The sequence below is a fragment of the Halopseudomonas xiamenensis genome, from assembly GCF_014219065.1.
In the GTDB taxonomy this organism is placed as follows: domain Bacteria; phylum Pseudomonadota; class Gammaproteobacteria; order Pseudomonadales; family Pseudomonadaceae; genus Halopseudomonas; species Halopseudomonas xiamenensis.
On sequence record NZ_JACLGO010000002.1, the window covers coordinates 114195 to 133276 of the forward strand.

18 protein-coding genes are annotated in these 19082 nt (G+C 62.6%); 7 read left to right on the forward strand and 11 right to left on the reverse strand.

Translation table 11 applies throughout. From position 1 onward, the window contains the following. Positions 1-15 precede the first annotated feature (15 nt). The gene (locus H6X51_RS01890; protein WP_185265828.1) at positions 16-1464 is read left to right on the forward strand and encodes a TrkH family potassium uptake protein; all 1449 of its coding nucleotides are present in this window, start codon (positions 16-18) and stop codon (positions 1462-1464) included. A gap of 18 nt (positions 1465-1482) precedes the next feature. Here the strand turns inward: H6X51_RS01890 and H6X51_RS01895 are convergent, their stop codons facing one another. The 8 genes from H6X51_RS01895 to H6X51_RS01930 all read right to left on the reverse strand — a co-directional run bounded on the left by H6X51_RS01895 (position 1483) and on the right by H6X51_RS01930 (position 8718). Next, on the reverse strand, positions 1483-2736 hold the full coding sequence (locus tag H6X51_RS01895) for an OprD family porin (protein ID WP_185265829.1): 1254 nt from the start codon (positions 2734-2736) through the stop codon (positions 1483-1485). A 57-nt stretch (positions 2737-2793) separates the two neighbouring features. Beyond that, the gene (locus H6X51_RS01900) at positions 2794-3057 is read right to left on the reverse strand and encodes a PilZ domain-containing protein (protein WP_185265830.1); all 264 of its coding nucleotides are present in this window, start codon (positions 3055-3057) and stop codon (positions 2794-2796) included. A 25-nt stretch (positions 3058-3082) separates the two neighbouring features. Then, the gene (locus H6X51_RS01905; protein WP_185265831.1) at positions 3083-3970 is read right to left on the reverse strand and encodes a lysophospholipid acyltransferase; all 888 of its coding nucleotides are present in this window, start codon (positions 3968-3970) and stop codon (positions 3083-3085) included. Positions 3971-4017: 47 nt separating this feature from the next. Then, entirely contained in the window at positions 4018-4416 is a 399-nt protein-coding gene (locus H6X51_RS01910; protein ID WP_185265832.1) for a DUF1850 domain-containing protein, read from the reverse strand. Beyond that, a complete protein-coding gene (locus tag H6X51_RS01915) occupies positions 4413-6434 on the reverse strand; it encodes a TRAP transporter permease (RefSeq protein ID WP_185265833.1) in 2022 nt (673 codons plus the stop codon). The genes H6X51_RS01910 and H6X51_RS01915 overlap by 4 nt, the downstream gene beginning before the upstream one ends. 20 nt (positions 6435-6454) lie before the next feature. Next, positions 6455-7408, reverse strand: coding sequence for a TAXI family TRAP transporter solute-binding subunit (locus H6X51_RS01920; RefSeq protein ID WP_185265834.1), 954 nt, complete (start codon positions 7406-7408; stop codon positions 6455-6457). A gap of 15 nt (positions 7409-7423) precedes the next feature. Further along, complete coding sequence (locus H6X51_RS01925) at positions 7424-8038, reverse strand: DNA-3-methyladenine glycosylase I (protein WP_185265835.1); 615 nt, start codon at positions 8036-8038, stop codon at positions 7424-7426. 134 nt (positions 8039-8172) lie between these two features. Further along, on the reverse strand, positions 8173-8718 hold the full coding sequence (locus H6X51_RS01930) for a FlgO family outer membrane protein (RefSeq protein ID WP_185265836.1): 546 nt from the start codon (positions 8716-8718) through the stop codon (positions 8173-8175). Positions 8719-8835: 117 nt separating this feature from the next. Here H6X51_RS01930 and ppnN point away from each other — a divergent pair, with 117 nt between their 5' ends. The 6 genes from ppnN (at position 8836) to H6X51_RS01960 (ending at position 15722) form a co-directional block, all read left to right on the forward strand. Continuing rightward, positions 8836-10206, forward strand: coding sequence for a nucleotide 5'-monophosphate nucleosidase PpnN (gene ppnN / locus H6X51_RS01935; RefSeq protein WP_221627169.1), 1371 nt, complete (start codon positions 8836-8838; stop codon positions 10204-10206). An 81-nt stretch (positions 10207-10287) separates the two neighbouring features. Continuing rightward, on the forward strand, positions 10288-11235 hold the full coding sequence (gene glyQ / locus H6X51_RS01940) for a glycine--tRNA ligase subunit alpha (RefSeq protein ID WP_185265837.1): 948 nt from the start codon (positions 10288-10290) through the stop codon (positions 11233-11235). Then, positions 11235-13289 (forward strand): glycine--tRNA ligase subunit beta, encoded by a 2055-nt coding sequence (gene glyS, locus H6X51_RS01945; protein ID WP_185265945.1) that lies wholly within the window; start codon positions 11235-11237, stop codon positions 13287-13289. Before glyQ ends, glyS begins: the two co-directional genes overlap by 1 nt. Continuing rightward, complete coding sequence (gene gmhB, locus H6X51_RS01950) at positions 13286-13819, forward strand: D-glycero-beta-D-manno-heptose 1,7-bisphosphate 7-phosphatase (protein WP_185265838.1); 534 nt, start codon at positions 13286-13288, stop codon at positions 13817-13819. The genes glyS and gmhB overlap by 4 nt, the downstream gene beginning before the upstream one ends. Positions 13820-13822: 3 nt before the next feature. Next, positions 13823-14557 carry a lysophospholipid acyltransferase family protein gene (locus H6X51_RS01955; protein ID WP_185265839.1) on the forward strand — a complete coding sequence of 245 codons (735 nt, stop codon included), beginning with the start codon at positions 13823-13825 and terminating at the stop codon, positions 14555-14557. A 40-nt stretch (positions 14558-14597) separates the two neighbouring features. Next, positions 14598-15722: a PilT/PilU family type 4a pilus ATPase gene (locus H6X51_RS01960; RefSeq protein ID WP_185265840.1), complete on the forward strand. Its 1125-nt coding sequence runs from the start codon at positions 14598-14600 to the stop codon at positions 15720-15722. A gap of 129 nt (positions 15723-15851) precedes the next feature. Here H6X51_RS01960 and H6X51_RS01965 read toward each other — a convergent pair whose 3' ends face one another. From H6X51_RS01965 to gyrB, 3 genes are all read right to left on the reverse strand, one after another. Continuing rightward, positions 15852-16043: a hypothetical protein gene (locus H6X51_RS01965; protein WP_185265841.1), complete on the reverse strand. Its 192-nt coding sequence runs from the start codon at positions 16041-16043 to the stop codon at positions 15852-15854. Beyond that, a complete protein-coding gene (locus H6X51_RS01970) occupies positions 16040-16570 on the reverse strand; it encodes a zeta toxin family protein (RefSeq protein ID WP_185265842.1) in 531 nt (176 codons plus the stop codon). The genes H6X51_RS01965 and H6X51_RS01970 overlap by 4 nt, the downstream gene beginning before the upstream one ends. Positions 16571-16666: 96 nt before the next feature. Continuing rightward, complete coding sequence (gyrB, locus tag H6X51_RS01975; protein WP_185265843.1) at positions 16667-19081, reverse strand: DNA topoisomerase (ATP-hydrolyzing) subunit B; 2415 nt, start codon at positions 19079-19081, stop codon at positions 16667-16669. Between the last annotated feature and the right edge of the window lies 1 nt (position 19082).

The following is a 19082-nucleotide window of genomic DNA, read 5'->3' on the forward strand; positions in this document are numbered from 1 at the left end:
CAGGTAGCGCAGCACATGCAGTACTCCCAGATCCAGCGCATCACCGGCATCCTGCTGATGCTGTTCTCCACCAGCATGCTGCCGGCGGCGGCAGTGGGCCTGCACTACGGCGAGCATGCGCGCGAAGCCTTCCTGATCGGGTTCGCCATTACCCTGAGCGTCGGCTGCCTGGTCTGGCTGCCGGTACGCAAGCGACGCAACGAGCTGCGTACCCGCGACGGCTACCTGATCACGGTATTGTTCTGGCTGGTACTGGGGCTGTTCGGCGCGGTGCCGCTGTACCTGCTGGAGATGCCCGACCTGACGGTGGCCGATGCGGTGTTCGAGTCCTTCTCCGGGCTGACCACCACCGGTGCCACGGTGATCACCGGGCTGGACACCCTGCCGCGCTCGGTGCTGTTCTACCGCCAGCAGCTGCAATGGTTCGGCGGCATGGGCATCATCGTGTTGGCGGTGGCCATCCTGCCACTGCTGGGGGTGGGTGGCATGCAGTTGTACCGTGCGGAAATGCCCGGCCCGCTGAAGGACAACAAGCTGACCCCGCGCATCGCCGAAACCGCCAAGGTGCTGTGGTTCATCTACAGCGGGCTGACCCTGGCCTGCGCCAGTGCCTACTGGCTGGCCGGCATGTCGCTGTTCGATGCCATCGGCCACAGTTTTTCCACCGTGGCCATCGGCGGCTTCTCCACCCACGATGCCAGCATCGGCTACTACAACAGCCCGGCCATCGAGATGATCTGCCTGGTGTTCATGGTGGTGTCGGGGATCAACTTCGCCCTGCACTTCACCGCCTGGCGCTTCCGCTCGCTGCAGAGCTACTGGCAGGATCCGGAATGCCGTACCTACCTGATGATCCTGCTGGGCCTGTTCATCGTCAGCGCCAGCCTGCTGATCCTGCACCAGTACTACGATGTACCGTCAGCCATCCGCTTCGCCGCCTTCCAGACCATCTCCATCGCCACCACCACCGGCTTCACCGTCACCGATTTCGCCGCCTGGCCGTCGGTACTGCCGTTCCTGCTGCTGTATGCCAGTTTCGCCGGCGCCTGCGCCGGCTCCACCGGTGGCGGCATGAAGGTGATCCGGGTGCTGCTGGTATTCAAGCAGGGGGTACGCGAGATCAAGCGCCTGTTGCATACCAATGGCGTGTTCCCGGTCAAGCTGGGCACCCGGCCAGTGGGCGACCGGGTGGTCGAGGCGGTATGGGGCTTCTGCTCGGTCTACGTGTTCACCTTCGCCGTGCTGCTCCTGCTGCTGCTCGGCACCGAGCTGGACTTCGTCACTGCCTTCTCCGCGCTGACCGCCTGCATGAACAACCTCGGGCCGGGCCTCGGCGACGTGGCGGCGCACTATGGTGAGCTGAGTGCGACGGTGAAGTGGATTCTCAGCTTCGCCATGCTGCTCGGGCGCCTGGAGGTATTCACCCTGCTGGTGCTGCTGACGCCGATGTTCTGGCGCCGCTGAGCAGCGCCACCGGGCAGGCTACAGCAGTGGCAGGCTGTAGTTGAGGATCAGCCGGTTCTCGTCGAATTCACTGGTACTGAAGTTGCTGCGCAGGCTGGAGTTGCGCCAGCGCAGCGACAGGTTCCTGAAGGTTCCGCTCTGCACGGTATAGGCCAGCTCCGATTCGCGAACCCATTCCTTGCCGTCGCTGCCAGTGGCGGTATCCACCTGGTCGCCGCTGATATAGCGGGTCATGAAGCCCAGACCGGGCAGCCCGGCGGCGGCAAAGTCGTAGTCGTAGCGCAGTTGCCAGGAACGTTCGCCGGCGTGGTCGAAGCTGGCATTGTAGCTGTCGTTGGCCAGGGTGCCGCCACTGGTACCGTTGACCCGCATCCAGTCGCTGTCGCCACTGACCTTCTGCAGGCCCAGGTACAGGGTATGGCCGCTGCGGCTGGCCGACAGCAGCGCCGACCAGGTGCGGTTGTCCAGCTTGCCAGCCCTCTCGCTGCCGTCCTCGCGGCCATGGAAATATCCCAGGTTGGCCGCCAGCAGCCAGTCGCCGACCGGCTGGCTGTGGCGCAGCTGGAGGTACTGCTGGCGGTAGATGTCCTTGAGCTGCGCATGCCACAGGCCGACCAGGCTGCGCTCGGCATTGAAGCGGTACTCACCACCGGCGAAATTTAAGCGATCGGAGCTGGCACCGCCGTACATCATGTCTTCCATGCTGCCATCGTTACGCGGGCTATTGCCGCGAAACTGACCGGCGTACAGGGTCAGATCGTCGAACTGGTCGGACGTCAGCTGGGCACCCTGGAAGCTCTGCGGTAATGCACGACCATCATCGGAGCGCAGGATCGGCAGTACCGGCATCCACTCGCCGAACCTGAGTTCAGTACGCGAGATCCGCGCCTTGCCGGCCACGCCCAGGCGCCCGAAGTCATCCGCCGGGTGGCCGCCATCATGCACCGGCAGCAGCGAGGTATTGGTGGTGCCACGGCCACCATCGAGCTTCAGCGCATACAACCCCAGCACATCCACGCCCAAGCCCAGCACGCCGGAGGTATAGCCGGAGCGGGCATCGAGGATGAAGCTCTGGGTCCACTCCCCGGCCTGGCTCTGGGGGTGCGCCGAATTGCTGAAGTCGCGGTGCAGGTAGAAGTTGCGCAGGTGCAGGCTGGCCTGGGCGTCATCGATGAAGCCATCGGCCTGGGCCGACAGCGGCAGGCCGCACAGACTGGCGCTGAACAGTACCGACAGTGCCAGCGGGCGCGCAGTGACGGTGAATCTGGTCATCGGATCGTTCCTGTAGCCAGGTTGGCGCAGCGGCGTACCGCGCCCGATCCCTGCAGCCTAGTCGAGAAAAGCCAACCCGACTCCCTCGCCGGGAATCACCCGCTGGATGACCATGCGCAGTACCGGCGCTTCGATCGGCATGTCCTGCACCTGGCCGCTGACCTCGGTACCCGGCGGCAGGCTGGCCAACTGTGGGTTCTCGACGAACACACCGCCATCGGACAGGTCGCGGGTCTGGCCATAGACCTCGCCCAGGTCCGGATGGCTGATGCAAATCCGGCACTTCATCATCGTCCTCGGATACTGCCGTTTGTTGCTCATCAACTGCGCTCCTTGCAGTGCTGGATCAATACCACTTCTTCTCGCCGACGGGGCGTTTCTTGAACCGCTTCATGCTCCACATGTACTGGCTCGGCCAGCGCCGCACGTAGCTCTCGATGGTGGCGCTCATCGCCGCCACCGCCTCGGTCTCGTCGTCGCTGTACAGGGCCTCGGGGGCGCGCTCGACGATCACCTTGAAACCGCTGTGATCCGGCAGGCGCACGCAGTGCAGGAACACCCCGTTGGCCGCACCGCCCTTGAGCAGACCGGGCACGAACTTGCTGGTCAGCGCCTGCACCCCCAGGAAGGGTACGAATACACCGCTCTTGAGGGCCGGTTCCGGGTCCGCCGGAATACCCACCGCACCGCCACGCCGCACCTCGCGCATCACGCTGATGATACCCTCGCGGGTGGAGGCGGCGACCTTGTTGCCAAGCTGGGTGCGCTGCTTCTGCAGCAGTTCGTCCACCGCCTTCTGCTTGGGTGGACGATAGAAGATGATAGGCGAGCATTTCAGGCAATACCAATGGTTGAGCACTTCCCAGTTGCCCAGGTGGCTGGTGATCCCGACCAGCCCCTTGCCCTCGGCCAGTGCCTCGTCGAGCAAATGCTCGCCCTCCACCTCCTTGATCAGGCCCACGGTCTTCTGCGGGCTCCACATCCAGGCGCAGGCGCTTTCAGCGAAGCTGCGGCCGATATTGACCAGGGTCTCGCCGACCAGCCGTTCCCGCTCGGCGGGTGCCAGCTCCGGCAGGCAGTGGGCGAAGTTGATGCGTACGACTTCCCGCGAACGGTTCGGCAATTTCCACATCAGCCAGCCGACCGCCGCACCGAGGCGCTGCGCGACGCCGAACGGCAGCAGTGCGAACAGCCTGAGAAATCCCACCGTGATAGCGCCCTTGAGCCTTTCCACTCACACACTCCAACCTGAAAAAGGCCATTGTAGCCTGCGCACTGGCATCAGCCCACCGGCGACTGGCAACTCCACAACTCCACCACCGGGCGTTGCGGACTCGGAGGTCCCAGCCAGTCGGCCAGTGGTCGGCAGCCAGCGTCGCTGCACAGCTGGTAATCACCCGCCGCCGCGGCGCTGCTGCGCCCCAACCGCAGCGGCTGCAATGCCGGCAGTTGCGGCCGATAGTGCCAGCTGCCATCGCGCAGCACAGCACCTTCCGGAATCTCCATCCCCGCGCCGCTGCCACGCACCCGAGCCTCACGCAGCAACAGGCCGGCGGCGCTGAGCTGATAGTCCTCTTCCCAGCGGATCTTCTCCACGCTGTGATGCCAGGCCAGGGTGAATTCGGGCAGTGGCAGCTGCGCCCAGACCACCCCGGCCAGGCCGAGACACAGCGCATTCATGCCGGCCGGGGCACACGCCGCGCCCGCCACCAGTGCTGTGCAAGAAAGAGCAGGCCCAGGGCGAAGCCCAGTTCATCGGTGACCGGCAAGGCCAGGATCATCAGCGCACCGGCAGCGAAGCCCAGCAGTTTTTCCCACCAGGCCAGCGAGCCCAGGCAATAGCCGGTGAAGACGATGCCCCACAGACCGATGGCGAAAGCCGCCTTGATCAGCATGTACAGCACCGCCCACCAATCCCCACCCTGCATCATCAGCGCCGGACTGTAGACCGCCATGAAGGGCACGACGAATCCGGCGACCGCTATGCGCACCGCCCAGAGGCTGATTTTCAGGCCGTTCTCCCGGGCGATGGGTGCTGCGGCAAAGCAGGCCAGCGCCACCGGCGGGGTGAGGTCGGCCATGATGCCGAAATAGAACACGAACATGTGCGAGACGATCAGTGGCACGCCCAGATCCAGCAGCGCCGGCGCGGCGATGGAGCTGGTGATGATGTAGTTGGGAATGGTCGGAATCCCCATGCCCAGTACCAGACAGGTGAGCATGGTCAGCAGCAGCGACAGGAACAGGTTGTCCTGACCGATGGCCAGGATGTAGCCGGCAAAGGTCGAGGCCACCCCGGTCAGCGAGACGATGCCGATAATCACCCCCACCAGCGCGCAGGCGATACCCACCGGTACCGCATGGCGTGCGCCTTCCACCAGCGCATGCAGGCAAATACGCAGGGTGTCGCGCCCACCCCTGACGAACCAGCAGGCCACCACCAGCACACCGATGACACCGAAGATCACCCCGATGCCCAGCTGGAAGAAGCCGGCACAGAGAACCCCCAGGGCAACCCAGAACACCACCCGCAGCGCAGTGGATGACAGCCGCAGGATCAGCGCCGAGCCGAGAATGACGATGGCAGTCAATGCCAGCCCCACGGTACCGGCGAACATCGGGGTACGCCCGGAGAACAGCAGCCAGACCAGGATGGCCAGCGGAATCAGCAGGAACCAGCGCTGCCTGACCGCCTCCCAGGCGCTGGGGCATTCGTCCTTGGGCAAGCCATTGAGCTTCGAACGCCTGGCCTCCAGGTGCACCATCCAGAATACCGAGCTGAAGTACAGCAACGCCGGTAGCAGCGCCGCCTTGGCCACTTCGACATAGGGCACGTTGATGGTTTCGGCCATGATGAAGGCCACCGCGCCCATCACCGGTGGCATGATCTGACTGCCCATGCTCGCCGTGGCCTCGACGCCGCCGGCAAAGGCCGGCTTGTAGCCGAAGCGTTTCATCAGTGGAATGGTGAACTGGCCGGTGGTCACCACGTTGGCCACGCCAGAACCGGTGATGGTACCCATCAATGCCGAGGACACCACCGACACCTTGGCTGGCCCGCCGGCCCGGTGGCCGAACAGGCCCATGGCAAAATCGGTGAACAGCCGGATCATCCCTGCCTGCTCCAGGAACGAACCGAACAGGATGAACAGGAAGATGTAGGTGGCTGAGACATAGGTGGGCGTGCCGTACAGCCCTTCGGTGCCGAACGACAGCTGGTTGACCAGTTGATCCAGCCCGTATCCCCGGTGCGCCAGCTCGCCGGGCAGATGATTGCCGAACATACCATAGGCCAGAAACAACCCACAGATGATCGGCAGGGCAATGCCCATCACTCGCCGCGCCGCCTCGAAGACCAGCACGATCAGCGCCAGGCCGACCAGCATGTCCATGCTGGTCAGGTCGCCCGAACGCTGGATCAGATCCGCTTCGAAATACCACTGGTAGAAGAAGGTCGCCATGCCCGCCAGCGCCAGCAGCCAGGCCAGCGGTTGCCAGGGCCGTGCGTAACCGCGCAGTGGATAGCTCAGATATACCAGCATCAACAGAAAGCCTACGTGCCCGGCCCGCAGCACCTGCGTGGAGACCGGATGAAAGGCGGCGGTGATGATCTGGTAACAGGAAAACAGCAGCGCCACATAGAACAGCGCCCTGGGCCACTCGGCGGGACTCGCATGGAGCCCCTGATATTCACTCATGGGCTACTCCCGGCCGCCAGCTATTGCAGGATGCCTACTTCCTTGTAAAACCGCTCGGCGCCCGGATGCAGGGGAATCGGCAGGTTCTGCGCCGCATTCTCCAGCGTGATCGCCTTGGCCGCGGCATGGGCGTTGCCCAGCGCGCTCAGATTGTCGAAGATCAGCTTGGTCATCTGATAAGCGATTTCGTCGTCGACCTTTTCATGGCTGACCAGGATATTGTTGATACCGACGGTGGGCACGTCCTCGTCCTGACCATCATAGGTGCCAGCCGGAATCACGCCCGGCTGATAGGCCGGGTTATTGATCTTCTGCACCACATCTTCGGGAATGGCAACGAAGTTCACCCGCATGGTACTGGCCAGATCGCGAATGGCCGCCATGCCCAGGCCGGAGGATTGCAAGGTGGCGTCCAGTTGCCGGTTCTTGATCAGCTCTACGGATTCGGCATAAGGCAGGAACTCGACCCGGCGCATGTCCTCGTAGCTCAGCCCGGCGGCGGCGAAGATTGCCCGGGCATTGAGTTCGGTGCCGGATTTGGGCGCGCCGACGGAAATGCGCTTGCCCTTGAGGTCCTCCAGGGTCTTGATACCGGATTCCGCGCTGGCTACCACCTGAATGTAGTTGTTGTAGGTACCGGCAATGGCCCGCAACCGCTTGAGCGGCGCCTTGAAGCCGGCATCCTCCACGCCATTCCAGGCATCGGCGACCGAATCGCCGAGGGCGAAGGCCAGCTCACCACGGCCGGCCTGCAACAGATTGAGGTTTTCCACCGAGGCCTTGGTCGCCTGCACCGACGGCCGGGCACCGTCGATCTGGCCATACAGCTGCGAGATAGCGACACCGATCGGGTAGTACACTCCACTGGTGCCGCCGGTAAGCACGTTGATATAGGTCGGCGCGGCAAACACAGCGGTGGTGGCGGTCAGCGCCGCAGCAGCGGCCAGCAGGCCCAGTCGTTTGGTCAGTTGCATGGATGTTCTCCATCGTTATTGTTGTTTGATGGCGGCAGCTTCACCGGCCAGCTCGGCGTAGCGGTAACAATCCAGAGTATGGTCCATAACCATGCCGGTCGCCTGCATGAATGCATAACAGATTGTCGGCCCGACAAAACTGAAGCCGGCCTTGCGCAGTGCCTTGCTCATGGCCTGTGCCTCGGGCGTGATGGCCGGCACCTCGGCATGGCTGGCGAAGCGATTGACCAATGGCCGGCCTCCAACGAACTGCCAGAGCCAGGCGGCCGGATCGGTCTGCTCGGCCAGCGCCAGCCAGGCCCGGGCATTCTGTCGCGCCGCGTGCACCTTCAACCGATTGCGAATGATGCCGGGGTCCTGCATCAATGCCTGCAGATCGGCATCGGTCTGTGCCGCCATGAACCGGGCATCGAAACCGTGATAGACCTGCCGATAGCGCTCACGCTTCTTCAGGATGGTGATCCACGACAGACCCGCCTGAAAGCCGTCGAGCAACAGCTTCTCGAACAGCCGCTGGGCATCGTACTCTGGTACACCCCATTCGTGATCGTGGTAAGACTGATAGATCGAGTCGCTGGAACACCACCGGCAGCGCGGCTGCGAAGAAATGACAGACGTATCGAGTGACATGCTTTGCCTCGGTCCTCGGGAATACGGGTTTGCCTGATGTTATACCGTCAGGCAGCTCCAAACCAAAGGGGGGCAGCAGTCATCATCGGAGTCCCCTCTCCACCTTGCGGGAGAGAGGGGTCGAGGAAGGAGGATCAGTATCTGCGGTTGCGCAGCATGGCGCGGGTATTGTCGTCCAGCGGCAGCGCATAGTCGTGTACCGCCAGCACCAGGTTGGTGCCGGGCTGCACCACCTTGAGATTGATGAAAACGAAGTCCTTGCTTTCGCCATAGGTGCCGACGATGACCGCCTGCGCGGCATGCTGGCTGGCCAGCTCCTGCACTTCGCGCGTCAGCATCATCTCGCCCTGATTCTGCAGCACGTACACGCTGTTGGCGAACTTCATCTCCACCATGTGGTAAGCGGACTGGGTAAAACGCGCCGAGACCTGCTCGGACACCAGCCGCCCCAGGGTCGAGGAACGCTCCAGGGCGTCGATATTCACCAGGGTCGCAATGAGCAGGGTGCTGCCACCCAGTTTGCCATTCAACTGCCCGAGCAATGCCTCGGCTGCCTGGTGGTTGGCGGGGATGAACGGATTGTTGCGCGCGTCGGCGTAGCTGGGGCCCTTCTGCGTCGGGGCACAGCCAGCCATCAGGACCAGCGCCAGCATCAGCGAGAAAACCATACCCTGTCTCATCACTTGCCTCCCTTGACCGGCAGAAGGACGTTTTGCGCATACAGTCGCTTGCCCGATTTGCCTTCACGGCGAAGCCGTGGAGTAAGATGGGCATTCCTGTCCAACCTGGAAGAAATAATGCCAAGACACGTCGTCAATGTTTCCGTAACCCCCCGGGGCAGTCTGGAGATCCTGTCCCAGCGTGAAGTGCAGAAGTTGAGCGAAGTCGGCTCCGGAAGCACCTACCAGCTGTTCCGCCAGTGCGCGCTGGCGATCCTCAACACAGGTGCACGAGTGGACAATGCCAAGACCATTCTCGAGGCCTATGCCGATTTCGAGGTGCACATCCACCAGCTCGATCGGGGCGTGAGCCTGGAGCTGCGCAATGCGCCGGCTGATGCCTTCGTCGATGGACACATGATCTCCAGTACCCGGGAGATGCTGTTCAGCGCCCTGCGCGATATCGTCTATACCGAGAGCGAACAACACAACAAACGTGCCGACCTGGACAGCTCCAACGGCATCACCGACTACGTATTTCACCTGCTGCGCAACGCCCGGGCACTGACGCCCGGCATCGAGCCGAAGATGGTGGTGTGCTGGGGTGGCCATTCGATCGATGCCGAGGAGTACAAGTACAGCAAGAAGGTCGGCCACGAACTGGGCCTGCGCAACCTGAACATCTGCACTGGCTGCGGGCCGGGGGTGATGAAGGGGCCGATGAAGGGCGCGACCATCGCCCATGCCAAGCAGCGGGTGATCGACGGCCGCTACCTGGGGCTGACCGAGCCGGGAATCATCGCCGCCGAGGCGCCCAATCCGATCGTCAACGAGCTGGTGATCCTGCCGGATATCGAGAAGCGCCTGGAGGCCTTCATCCGCATCGGCCACGGCATCATCATCTTCCCCGGTGGTGTCGGTACCGCCGAGGAGTTCCTCTACCTGCTGGGCATCCTGCTGCATCCGGACAATGCCGAGCTGCCATTCCCGCTGATCCTCACCGGGCCGCGCAGCGCTACCGCCTACCTGCAGCAGTTGCATGAGTTCGTCGGTGCCACCCTCGGCCCGCAGGCCCAGGCGCGCTACGAGATCATCATCGAGGACCCAATCCTGGTGGCACGCAAGATGAAACAGGGCCTGGCCGCGGTGGAGCAGTTCCGCCGCGAGCGCAACGATGCGTTTCATTTCAACTGGCTGCTCAAGGTCGAGGAAGGCTTCCAGCGCCCGTTCGACCCGACCCACGAGAACATGGCGGCGCTGGAGCTACGCCGCAGCACGCCGCCGCACGAGCTGGCGGCCAACCTGCGCCGGGCGTTCTCCGGCATCGTTGCCGGCAACGTCAAGGAACATGGCATCCGCCGGATCGAGGCGCATGGGCCCTATGAGCTGCACGGCGACCGGGAAATCATGCAGCCACTGGGCGCGCTGCTGCAGGCCTTCGTCGACCAGCAACGCATGAAGCTGCCCAACGGCACCGCCTACCAGCCGTGCTATCGGGTCATCAGCTGAGACAAATAGCCAGCCATGCTGTATGCCGCCCCGCCGGGATTGTATACTTCGGCCTTTGCTCACAGTTGACCGGTGAAAAACGTGACTCAGACAAATCCCGCCGCCCAGACCTTCCAGGGCCTGATCCTGGCCCTGCAAAGCTACTGGGCGGAGCAGGGCTGCGTGCTACTGCAGCCCTATGACATGGAGGTGGGCGCCGGAACCTTCCATACCGCGACCTTCCTGCGCTCCATCGGCCCGGAAATCTGGAACGCCGCCTATGTCCAGCCCAGCCGCCGTCCCGCCGATGGCCGCTATGGCGAGAACCCCAACCGCCTGCAGCACTACTACCAGTTCCAGGTGGTGCTCAAGCCGAACCCGGACAATATCCAGGAGCTGTACCTGGATTCGCTGCGGCACATCGGTATCGATCCGCTGGTGCACGATATCCGCTTCGTCGAGGACAACTGGGAATCGCCAACCCTGGGCGCCTGGGGCCTGGGTTGGGAAGTCTGGCTCAACGGCATGGAAGTCACCCAGTTCACCTACTTCCAGCAGGTCGGTGGCGTCGAGTGCTATCCGGTCACCGGCGAGATCACCTACGGCCTGGAACGCCTGGCCATGTATCTGCAGGGCGTGGACTCGGTCTACGATCTGGTCTACTCCGATGGCCCGTTCGGCAAGGTCACCTATGGCGATGTGTTCCACCAGAACGAGGTGGAGCAGTCGACCTACAACTTCGAGCACGCCAATGTCGACAAGCTGTTCGAGCTGTTCAGCTTCTACGAGAGCGAAGCCAACCGGCTGATCGAGGCCGAGCTGCCGCTGCCGGCCTACGAGATGGTGATGAAGGCCTCGCATACCTTCAACCTGCTGGATGCGCGGCGGGCCATTTCGGTGACCGAGCGCCAGCGCTATATCCTGCGCGTGCGTACCCTGGCCCGCTCGATCGCCCATGCCTATCTGCATGCCCGCGCCAAGCTCGGCTTCCCCATGGCCAGCCCCGAATTGCGTGACGAAGTACTGGCCAAACTGAAGGAGGCCGAATGATGCAGGCACAGGATTTTCTGGTTGAACTGGGCACCGAAGAGCTGCCCCCCAAGGCGCTGAAATCGCTTGGTGAAGCCTTCCTCGCCGGAGTCGAGAAGGGCCTGGCCGAAGCCGGCCTGGGCTACCAGGCGGCACGTTACTACGCGGCGCCGCGGCGCCTGGCGGTGCTGGTCGAACAATTGGACAGCGAACAACCCGATCGCACCCAGCAGTTGGACGGCCCACCGGTAAAGGCCGCCTTCGATGCCGAGGGCAACCCGACCCAGGCAGCGCTGGGCTTTGCCCGCAAATGCGGCGTCGAGCTGAGCGAGCTGGACCAGAGCGGCCCGCGCCTGCGTTTCGTGCAAAGCATCCCCGGCCAGCAGGCCAGCGAGCTGCTGCCGGGTATCGTCGATGGTGCCCTGGCCGCCCTGCCGATTCCCAAGCGCATGCGCTGGGGCGCCGGCAAGACCGAGTTCGTGCGTCCGACCCAGTGGCTGGTGATGCTGCAGGGCGAGCAGCTGATTCCCTGTACCATTCTGTCGCAACAGGCCGGCCAGCATTCCTACGGGCACCGCTTCCATCACCCGCAGGCCGTGCAGATCAGTACACCGGCCAGCTATGCCGATGAGCTGCGCCAGGCGCACGTGATCGCCGATTTCAATGAGCGCCGCGAACTGATCCGCCAGCGCGTCGCCGAACTGGCCGCCGAGCAGCAGGGCACTGCCATCGTCCCCGATGACCTGCTGGATGAAGTGACCGCACTGGTCGAATGGCCGGTGCCACTGGTATGCAGCTTCGAGGAGCGTTTCCTCGAGGTGCCGCAGGAAGCATTGATCTCCACCATGCAGGACAACCAGAAGTATTTCTGCCTGCTGGATGCCAACGGCAAGTTGCTGCCGCGCTTCATCACCGTGGCCAATATCGACAGCAGCGACCCGGCACAGATCGTCGCCGGTAACGAGAAGGTGGTGCGCCCGCGCCTGACCGATGCCGAGTTCTTCTTCCAGCAGGACCAGAAACACCCGCTGGAGCGTAACAACCAGCGGCTGGCCAACGTGGTGTTCCAGGCTCAGCTGGGCAGCGTCTACGACAAGGCATTGCGGGTTTCCAGCCTGGCCGCGTTCATTGCCGAGAGCATCGGCGGCGAGCCGGCCAATGCCGCGCGCGCCGGCCTGCTGAGCAAGTGCGACCTGGCCAGCGAGATAGTCGGCGAATTCCCCGAGCTGCAGGGCATCGCCGGTTACTACTACGCCCGCCACGACGGTGAGGCCGAGGATGTGGCGCTGGCGCTGAACGAGCAGTACATGCCGCGCGGCGCCGGCGCCGAACTGCCGAGCACCCTGACCGGCGCCGCAGTGGCGCTGGCCGACAAGCTCGATACCCTGGCCGGTATCTTCGGCATCGGCATGCTGCCCACCGGCAGCAAGGACCCCTACGCCCTGCGCCGCGCCGCCCTCGGCATACTGCGCATCCTGATCGAGAAGCGCCTGGAGCTGGACCTGCACACCGCCCTGCAGACCGCGGTCAACCAGTACGGTACGGCGGTGACCAGCGATGGCCTGGTAGACCAGCTGCAGGACTTCATCTTCGACCGCCTGCGGGCCCGCTACGAGGATGAAGGCATCGATGTCGCCGTATACCAGTCGGTGCGTGCCGTGCATCCGGATTCGCCACTGGACTTCGACCAGCGCGTGCAGGCGGTACAGGCGTTCCGCCGGTTGCCCGAAGCCGAGGCGCTGGCCGCCGCCAACAAGCGCGTCTCGAACATCCTGGCCAAGGCCGACGTGGCCGTGCCCGGCGACATCGATCCAGCGCTGCTCGGCGAAGCCGCCGAACAGGCGCTGGCCACGGCCGTGCAGGCAGCTCGCAGCGCCGTCACGCCGCTGGCCGCCGAACGGCAGTATCAGGGCACCCTGGAACAGCTGGCGGCCCTGCGCGAGCCGGTGGACGCCTTCTTCGACCAGGTGCTGGTGAACGCCGAGGACCCGCAGGTCAAGGCCAACCGCTACGCGCTGCTGGCCCAGCTGCGTGGCCTGTTCCTCGGTGTCGCTGATATTTCGCTGCTCGGATGAAGCTGATCATTCTCGACCGCGATGGGGTCATCAATGAAGACTCCGACGCCTTCGTCAAATCCGTCGAGGAGTGGATCCCGTTGCCCGGCTCGATCGAGGCCATTGCGCGGCTGAGCCGGGCCGGCTGGACAGTGGCGGTGGCCACCAACCAGTCCGGCCTGGCTCGTGGCTACTTCACCGAGCAGACGCTGGAAGCCATGCACCAGCGCCTGCGCGAGCTGGTGGCGGAGCAGGGTGGACGGGTCGACCTGATCCGCCATTGCCCGCATGGCCCGGACGATGGTTGCGATTGCCGCAAGCCGCTGTCCGGCCTGTTCCGACAGATTGCCGAGCATTACGATGTTTCCCTGGCTGGCGTGCCGACCGTCGGCGACAGCCTGCGTGACCTGCAGGCTGGCGCAGCGATGGGCTGCCAGCCCTACCTGGTGCGTACCGGCAAGGGCCTGGTGACAGAATCCAGACCGCTGCCCGCCGGTACCCTTGTCTTCGATGATCTGGCCGCCGTGGCCAGCCACCTGCTGGAAGCCTGACCCATGCCCGTGCTGATGGCCCTGCGTGTCACCCTGTTCTACCTGCTGCTGTCCACCAGTGCCGTGATCTGGGGGCTGCTGATGCTGCTGATCGGCCCGTTCATGCCCTATCGCACCCGCTTCAAGGTGGTGCTGGAATGGTGGTGCCGCATGGCCATCTGGCTGACCCGGCATCTGGTAGGCATTCGCTACGAAGTCAGCGGGGTGGAGAACATTCCCGATCAGGCCGGAGTGATCCTGGCCAACCATCAAAGCACCTGGGAAACCTTCTTCCTGCAGCAGGTGTTCCGTCCGCAGACCCAACTGATCAAGAAGGAACTGCTGTACGTGCCCTTCTTCGGCTGGGCCTTCGCCCTGCTCAAGCCGATTGCCATCAATCGCAGCAAGGCGCGCAGCTCGCTGCAGCAGCTCAACCGTATCGGTGGCGAGCGGCTGCGTGACGGGGTCTGGGTGCTGGTATTCCCCGAGGGCACGCGGGTGCTGCCGGGGCAGCCGATCAAGTTCACCCGCGGCGGCGCCGCCCTGGCCTGTGCCAACAACGCCCCGGTGGTACCGGTGGCGCACAACGCCGGCGAGTTCTGGCCCAAGCGTGGTTGGGGCAAACGCCCCGGCACGGTGCAGGTGAAGATAGGCCCGGCGATCTATCCCAAGGGCCCGGACCCACGCTCCATCGTCGAGGTCAACAAGCAGGCCGAGGCCTGGGTGCAGCAGGCGATGCGGGAAATCCAGGGCAGCTGAGCTACGCTGACCACTCACACAGCCAGGACGCCGCGTTCATATGGATGTATTCCGCTATCTGCATGCCCTGTCCGAGCGTAACGGCTCGGACCTGTTCTTCAGTGTCGGCGCGCCGGTCACCCTCAAGCGCGAGGGCCAGTATCATCAACTGGAAAAACAGCCGCTGCCACCGGGTTCGGTCAAGCAGCTGGCCTATCAGCTGCTGAGCCAGAAACAGATCGCCGAGTTCGAGCGCAATCTGGAAATGAACCTGGCGGTGGGCGTGCCCAATGCCGGTCGCTTCCGCATCAATGTGTATTACCAACGCGGCGAAGTGGCGATGGTGGTGCGGCATATCAATCACCAGATCCCGCGCATCGCCGAGCTGGGCCTGCCCAGTGAACTGGAGCAGCTGGTGATGCTCGACCGCGGCCTGATCCTGGTAGTTGGCGCCGCCGGCTCCGGCAAGTCGACCACCCTGGCCTCCATGCTCGATTACCGTGCAGCGCACCGGGCCGGGCATATCGTCTGCATCGAGGACCCCATCGAGTTCCTGCACCGCCATCAGCTGGCGATCATCGACCAGCGTGAAGTGGGCCTGGACACGCTGAGCTTCTCGGAGGCACTGCGTAACGTGCTGCGCGAATCGCCGGACGTGATCATGATCGGCGAGATCCGCGATCTGGAGACCATGCAGCACGCCCTGCACTACAGCGATACCGGACACCTGGTGCTGGCCACCCTGCACGCCACCAACGCCTCACAGGCGGTCGAGCGCATGGTCAACCTGTTCCCCAAGGAAGCCCGCAACCAGGTACTCGGCGATATCGCCATGAACCTGGCCGCCGTCATTGGCCAGCGGCTGGTACCGGGGCTGCAGAAAAAGCGCGTGGCGGCGGTGGAAATGCTGCTGCGCACGCCCTATATCGTCGACCTGATCGCTCGTGACGAACTGGACGAGATCAAGCCGGCCATGAGCCGCAGCGCCGAACTGGGCCTGCAGACCTTCGACCAGCATCTGTACGAACTGGTCCAGACCGGCGCGATCAGCCTCGACGAGGCTCTCAAACACGCGGACTCGCGTACCGACCTGACGCTCAGGGCACGGCTGGAGAAGGGCTTCAGCTATGAGGAGAACGAGATGAAGGTGTTGCGGGATGGGGATCTGACCGACGATTTTCGCTAGACAACAGGCCTGCACTCAGCCCCACTCCTGCAGAAGCCCCGCCCCCGGGGCGGGCGAAGGGTGAGAGCCTTCGCAGTTGCATGGGAGCATAGATCTCCTACAGGAGCGGGGCCATGCGCTGGCTCAAGTTCAGGTTTCGTTCTTTTGCTCGGCCTGTTTCTTCAGTTCTTCGGCTGGAATTTCAACCACCTTGCCGTCTATCTGAACCACAATGCCGGTGCCATGTTTGATAGCCTCTTCGCGGGCCAGTTGTGCCGAACGTAGTAAGGCAGCTGATATTTCCTGCTCAAACGTCGTTGCGTTTTCTCTCTGAGCACTCATTTGTTGACTCCTTGCCGCAGCAAAGTAGGCTTTTCTCCGGAATTATCATACAGAAGCCATTCATCCACTGCATGCCTGTAGTCGCTATGCAGCAACGTCAAGCCGGCCTTGAACCGCCTCTGAATCACTGGCACAGGTATGTTATGCCCACCATGAGCGACACGACGTGCTACCCGCTGGATAGCAATGCCGACGTCATCAAGCGACAAGAACATCAGCCTGACTTTATACCCAGCCTCCCGCCAGCGCTTTATATGCTTCAGATACCCTCTGCCGGACAAGGTGGTCTCTATTGCAAAGCTTTCCCCTCGCTGAAAACAGCTTTCCACCTCTTCCAGCATTATTTTCCCAGCGCGTACAGCAACCAGCTCAGGATCAAAAGGTGAAAGCCCTGCTGCAATATAATCGGCATTGATGAAACGGACCCGGTCTTTAAGTGGAGCGAGGAACGTGCGGGCAAAGGTGGTTTTGCCGGCACCATTGGGACCGGCAATAATCAGAACCTGTTTTTGATCAGCGCTGTTCATTCAGTTTCATCCAGGAGGTTAAGCGAAGCCATTGCCTCAATTCCTGATTCAACGTCCTCTCGATGTTCTGGAACCACGCTGACTTGCAAGCAGGCATCACACGTCCAGGTTCGACACCGCCAGCGCGTTCTGCTCGATGAACTCCCGGCGCGGTTCCACGTGGTCGCCCATCAGCGTGTTGAAGATCTGGTCGGCGGCGATGGCGTCGTCGATGGTGACCTGCAGCATGCGGCGGTTATCCGGGTCCATGGTGGTTTCCCACAGCTGGTCGGCGTTCATCTCGCCCAGCCCCTTGTAGCGCTGGATGGTGTGGCGGCGGGCGGTTTCATTCATCATCCATTCCATGGCTTCCTTGAAGAAACGAATCGGCTTCTTCTTCTCGCCACGCTGAATGTAAGCACCTTCTTCCAACAGGCTCTGCAGCTTCTCACCGAGGTCGGCCATGACGCGGTAGTCGTTGCTGGCAAACAGGTCACGGTTGAAGGTGACATAGCTGGCCTGGCCGTGGCTGATAATCTCCACCTCCGGCAGCCACAGCTGGCGTTCCTTGTCCTCACGCAGACTGACCAGGTATTCCTGGCCGGAACGCTCGTTGTCTTTTGTCATTTTTTCAAATGAAATCAACCAGTTATCCATGAACGCCTTGTCTGCCAGATTTTCCTTCGACAGGCGCGGCAGATAGATCAGGTGTTCCATCAACTCCTGCGGATACAGGCGACCGACGCGCTTGAGAATCTTCATCACGTCACGGTACTCATTGACCAGACGTTCCAGTCCTTCGCCGGTAATCCCCGGTGCATGCTCGTTGACATACAGGTAGGAATCTTCCAGTGCGGACTGGGTCAGGTAATCTTCCAGCGCTTCGTCATCCTTGAGGTACTGTTCCTGCTTGCCTTTCTTGATCTTGTACAACGGCGGCTGGGCGATGTAGATATAGCCCTTCTCGATCAGCTCCGGCATCTGGCGGAAGAAGAAGGTCAGCAGCAGGGTACGGATGTGCGCACCGTCAACGTCGGCATCGGTCATGATGATGATGTTGTGATAGCGCAGTTTTTCGATATTGAATTCTTCGCGACCGATACCGCAACCCAGTGCGGTGATCAGCGTGCCGACTTCCTGGGAAGACAACATGCGATCGAAACGCGCCTTTTCCACGTTGAGGATCTTACCCTTGAGCGGCAGGATCGCCTGGGTCTTGCGGTTACGTCCCTGCTTGGCAGAGCCGCCCGCGGAGTCTCCTTCCACTATGTAGAGTTCGGACAGGGCAGGATCCTTTTCCTGGCAGTCAGCCAGTTTGCCCGGCAGGCCGGCGATGTCCAGCGCGCCTTTGCGGCGGGTCATTTCCCGCGCCTTGCGCGCCGCTTCGCGGGCACGCGCGGCGTCGATCATCTTGCCCACCACCGCTTTGGCTTCGTTGGGCTTTTCCAGCAGATAGTCGCTGAAGAACTTGTTCATTTCCTGCTCGACAGCGGTTTTCACTTCCGAGGACACCAGCTTGTCCTTGGTCTGCGAGGAGAACTTGGGGTCCGGCACCTTGACCGAGATGATCGCCGTCAGACCTTCGCGGGCATCATCGCCGGAGGTGCTGACCTTCATTTTCTTCAACAGGCCTTCCTGGTCGATGTAGCTGTTCAGCGAGCGGGTGAGGGCACTGCGAAAGCCGGCCAGGTGAGTGCCACCGTCGCGCTGTGGAATGTTGTTGGTGAAGCACAGCAGGCTTTCGTTGAAGCTGTCATTCCATTGCATGGAGACTTCCACGCCAATGCCATCATCTCGCTGCACATTAAAGTGGAACACCGAGTTGATGGTGGTCTTGTTGACGTTGAGGTATTCGACGAAGGCCCGCAGACCGCCTTCGTAGCGGAACAGCTCACGCTTGCCGGTACGCTCATCGATCAGGTGGATACCGACGCCGGAGTTGAGGAAGGACAGTTCGCGCAGGCGCTTGGCGAGGATATCCCAGCTGAAGGTAATGCTGGTGAAGGTTTCCGCCGAGGGTTTGAAGTGGATCTGGGTACCGGTGCTATCGGTCTCGCCAATGGCCTCCAGAGGCGCCTGGGGCACGCCGTGATGGTAGGTCTGCTCCCATACCTTGCCCCCCCGGCGAATGGTCATCACCAGCTCCTCAGAGAGGGCGTTGACCACCGAAACCCCTACACCGTGCAGACCGCCGGACACCTTGTAGCTGTTGTCATCGAACTTGCCGCCGGCATGCAGCACGGTCATGATGACCTCGGCAGCGGACACACCCTCTTCGTGGATGTCGGTCGGGATACCCCGGCCATTATCCTGTACGGTGATCGACTCGTCGGTGTGGATGGTGATGCTGATGTCGGTACAGTGCCCGGCCAGCGCCTCGTCAATGGAGTTATCCACCACCTCGAACACCATGTGGTGCAGGCCGGTTCCGTCGTCGGTGTCACCGATATACATGCCGGGGCGTTTACGCACCGCATCAAGGCCCTTGAGTACCTTGATACTTGATGAATCGTAAGCTTTTTGTTCGGTCATT

What these genes read in the sequence shown, in the direction of transcription:
- gyrB (WP_185265843.1), bottom strand. Translation starts at nt 19,081, where the DNA reads ATGACCGAACAAAAAGCTTACGATTCATCAAGTATCAAGGTACTCAAG.
- H6X51_RS01920 (WP_185265834.1), bottom strand. Translation starts at nt 7,408, where the DNA reads ATGCAACTGACCAAACGACTGGGCCTGCTGGCCGCTGCTGCGGCGCTG.
- glyS (WP_185265945.1), top strand. Translation starts at nt 11,235, where the DNA reads ATGCAGGCACAGGATTTTCTGGTTGAACTGGGCACCGAAGAGCTGCCC.
- H6X51_RS01970 (WP_185265842.1), bottom strand. Translation starts at nt 16,570, where the DNA reads ATGAACAGCGCTGATCAAAAACAGGTTCTGATTATTGCCGGTCCCAAT.
- H6X51_RS01965 (WP_185265841.1), bottom strand. Translation starts at nt 16,043, where the DNA reads ATGAGTGCTCAGAGAGAAAACGCAACGACGTTTGAGCAGGAAATATCA.
- H6X51_RS01930 (WP_185265836.1), bottom strand. Translation starts at nt 8,718, where the DNA reads ATGAGACAGGGTATGGTTTTCTCGCTGATGCTGGCGCTGGTCCTGATG.
- H6X51_RS01955 (WP_185265839.1), top strand. Translation starts at nt 13,823, where the DNA reads ATGCCCGTGCTGATGGCCCTGCGTGTCACCCTGTTCTACCTGCTGCTG.
- H6X51_RS01895 (WP_185265829.1), bottom strand. Translation starts at nt 2,736, where the DNA reads ATGACCAGATTCACCGTCACTGCGCGCCCGCTGGCACTGTCGGTACTG.
- ppnN (WP_221627169.1), top strand. Translation starts at nt 8,836, where the DNA reads ATGCCAAGACACGTCGTCAATGTTTCCGTAACCCCCCGGGGCAGTCTG.
- gmhB (WP_185265838.1), top strand. Translation starts at nt 13,286, where the DNA reads ATGAAGCTGATCATTCTCGACCGCGATGGGGTCATCAATGAAGACTCC.
- H6X51_RS01915 (WP_185265833.1), bottom strand. Translation starts at nt 6,434, where the DNA reads ATGAGTGAATATCAGGGGCTCCATGCGAGTCCCGCCGAGTGGCCCAGG.
- H6X51_RS01910 (WP_185265832.1), bottom strand. Translation starts at nt 4,416, where the DNA reads ATGAATGCGCTGTGTCTCGGCCTGGCCGGGGTGGTCTGGGCGCAGCTG.
- H6X51_RS01900 (WP_185265830.1), bottom strand. Translation starts at nt 3,057, where the DNA reads ATGAGCAACAAACGGCAGTATCCGAGGACGATGATGAAGTGCCGGATT.
- H6X51_RS01960 (WP_185265840.1), top strand. Translation starts at nt 14,598, where the DNA reads ATGGATGTATTCCGCTATCTGCATGCCCTGTCCGAGCGTAACGGCTCG.
- H6X51_RS01925 (WP_185265835.1), bottom strand. Translation starts at nt 8,038, where the DNA reads ATGTCACTCGATACGTCTGTCATTTCTTCGCAGCCGCGCTGCCGGTGG.
- H6X51_RS01890 (WP_185265828.1), top strand. Translation starts at nt 16, where the DNA reads ATGCAGTACTCCCAGATCCAGCGCATCACCGGCATCCTGCTGATGCTG.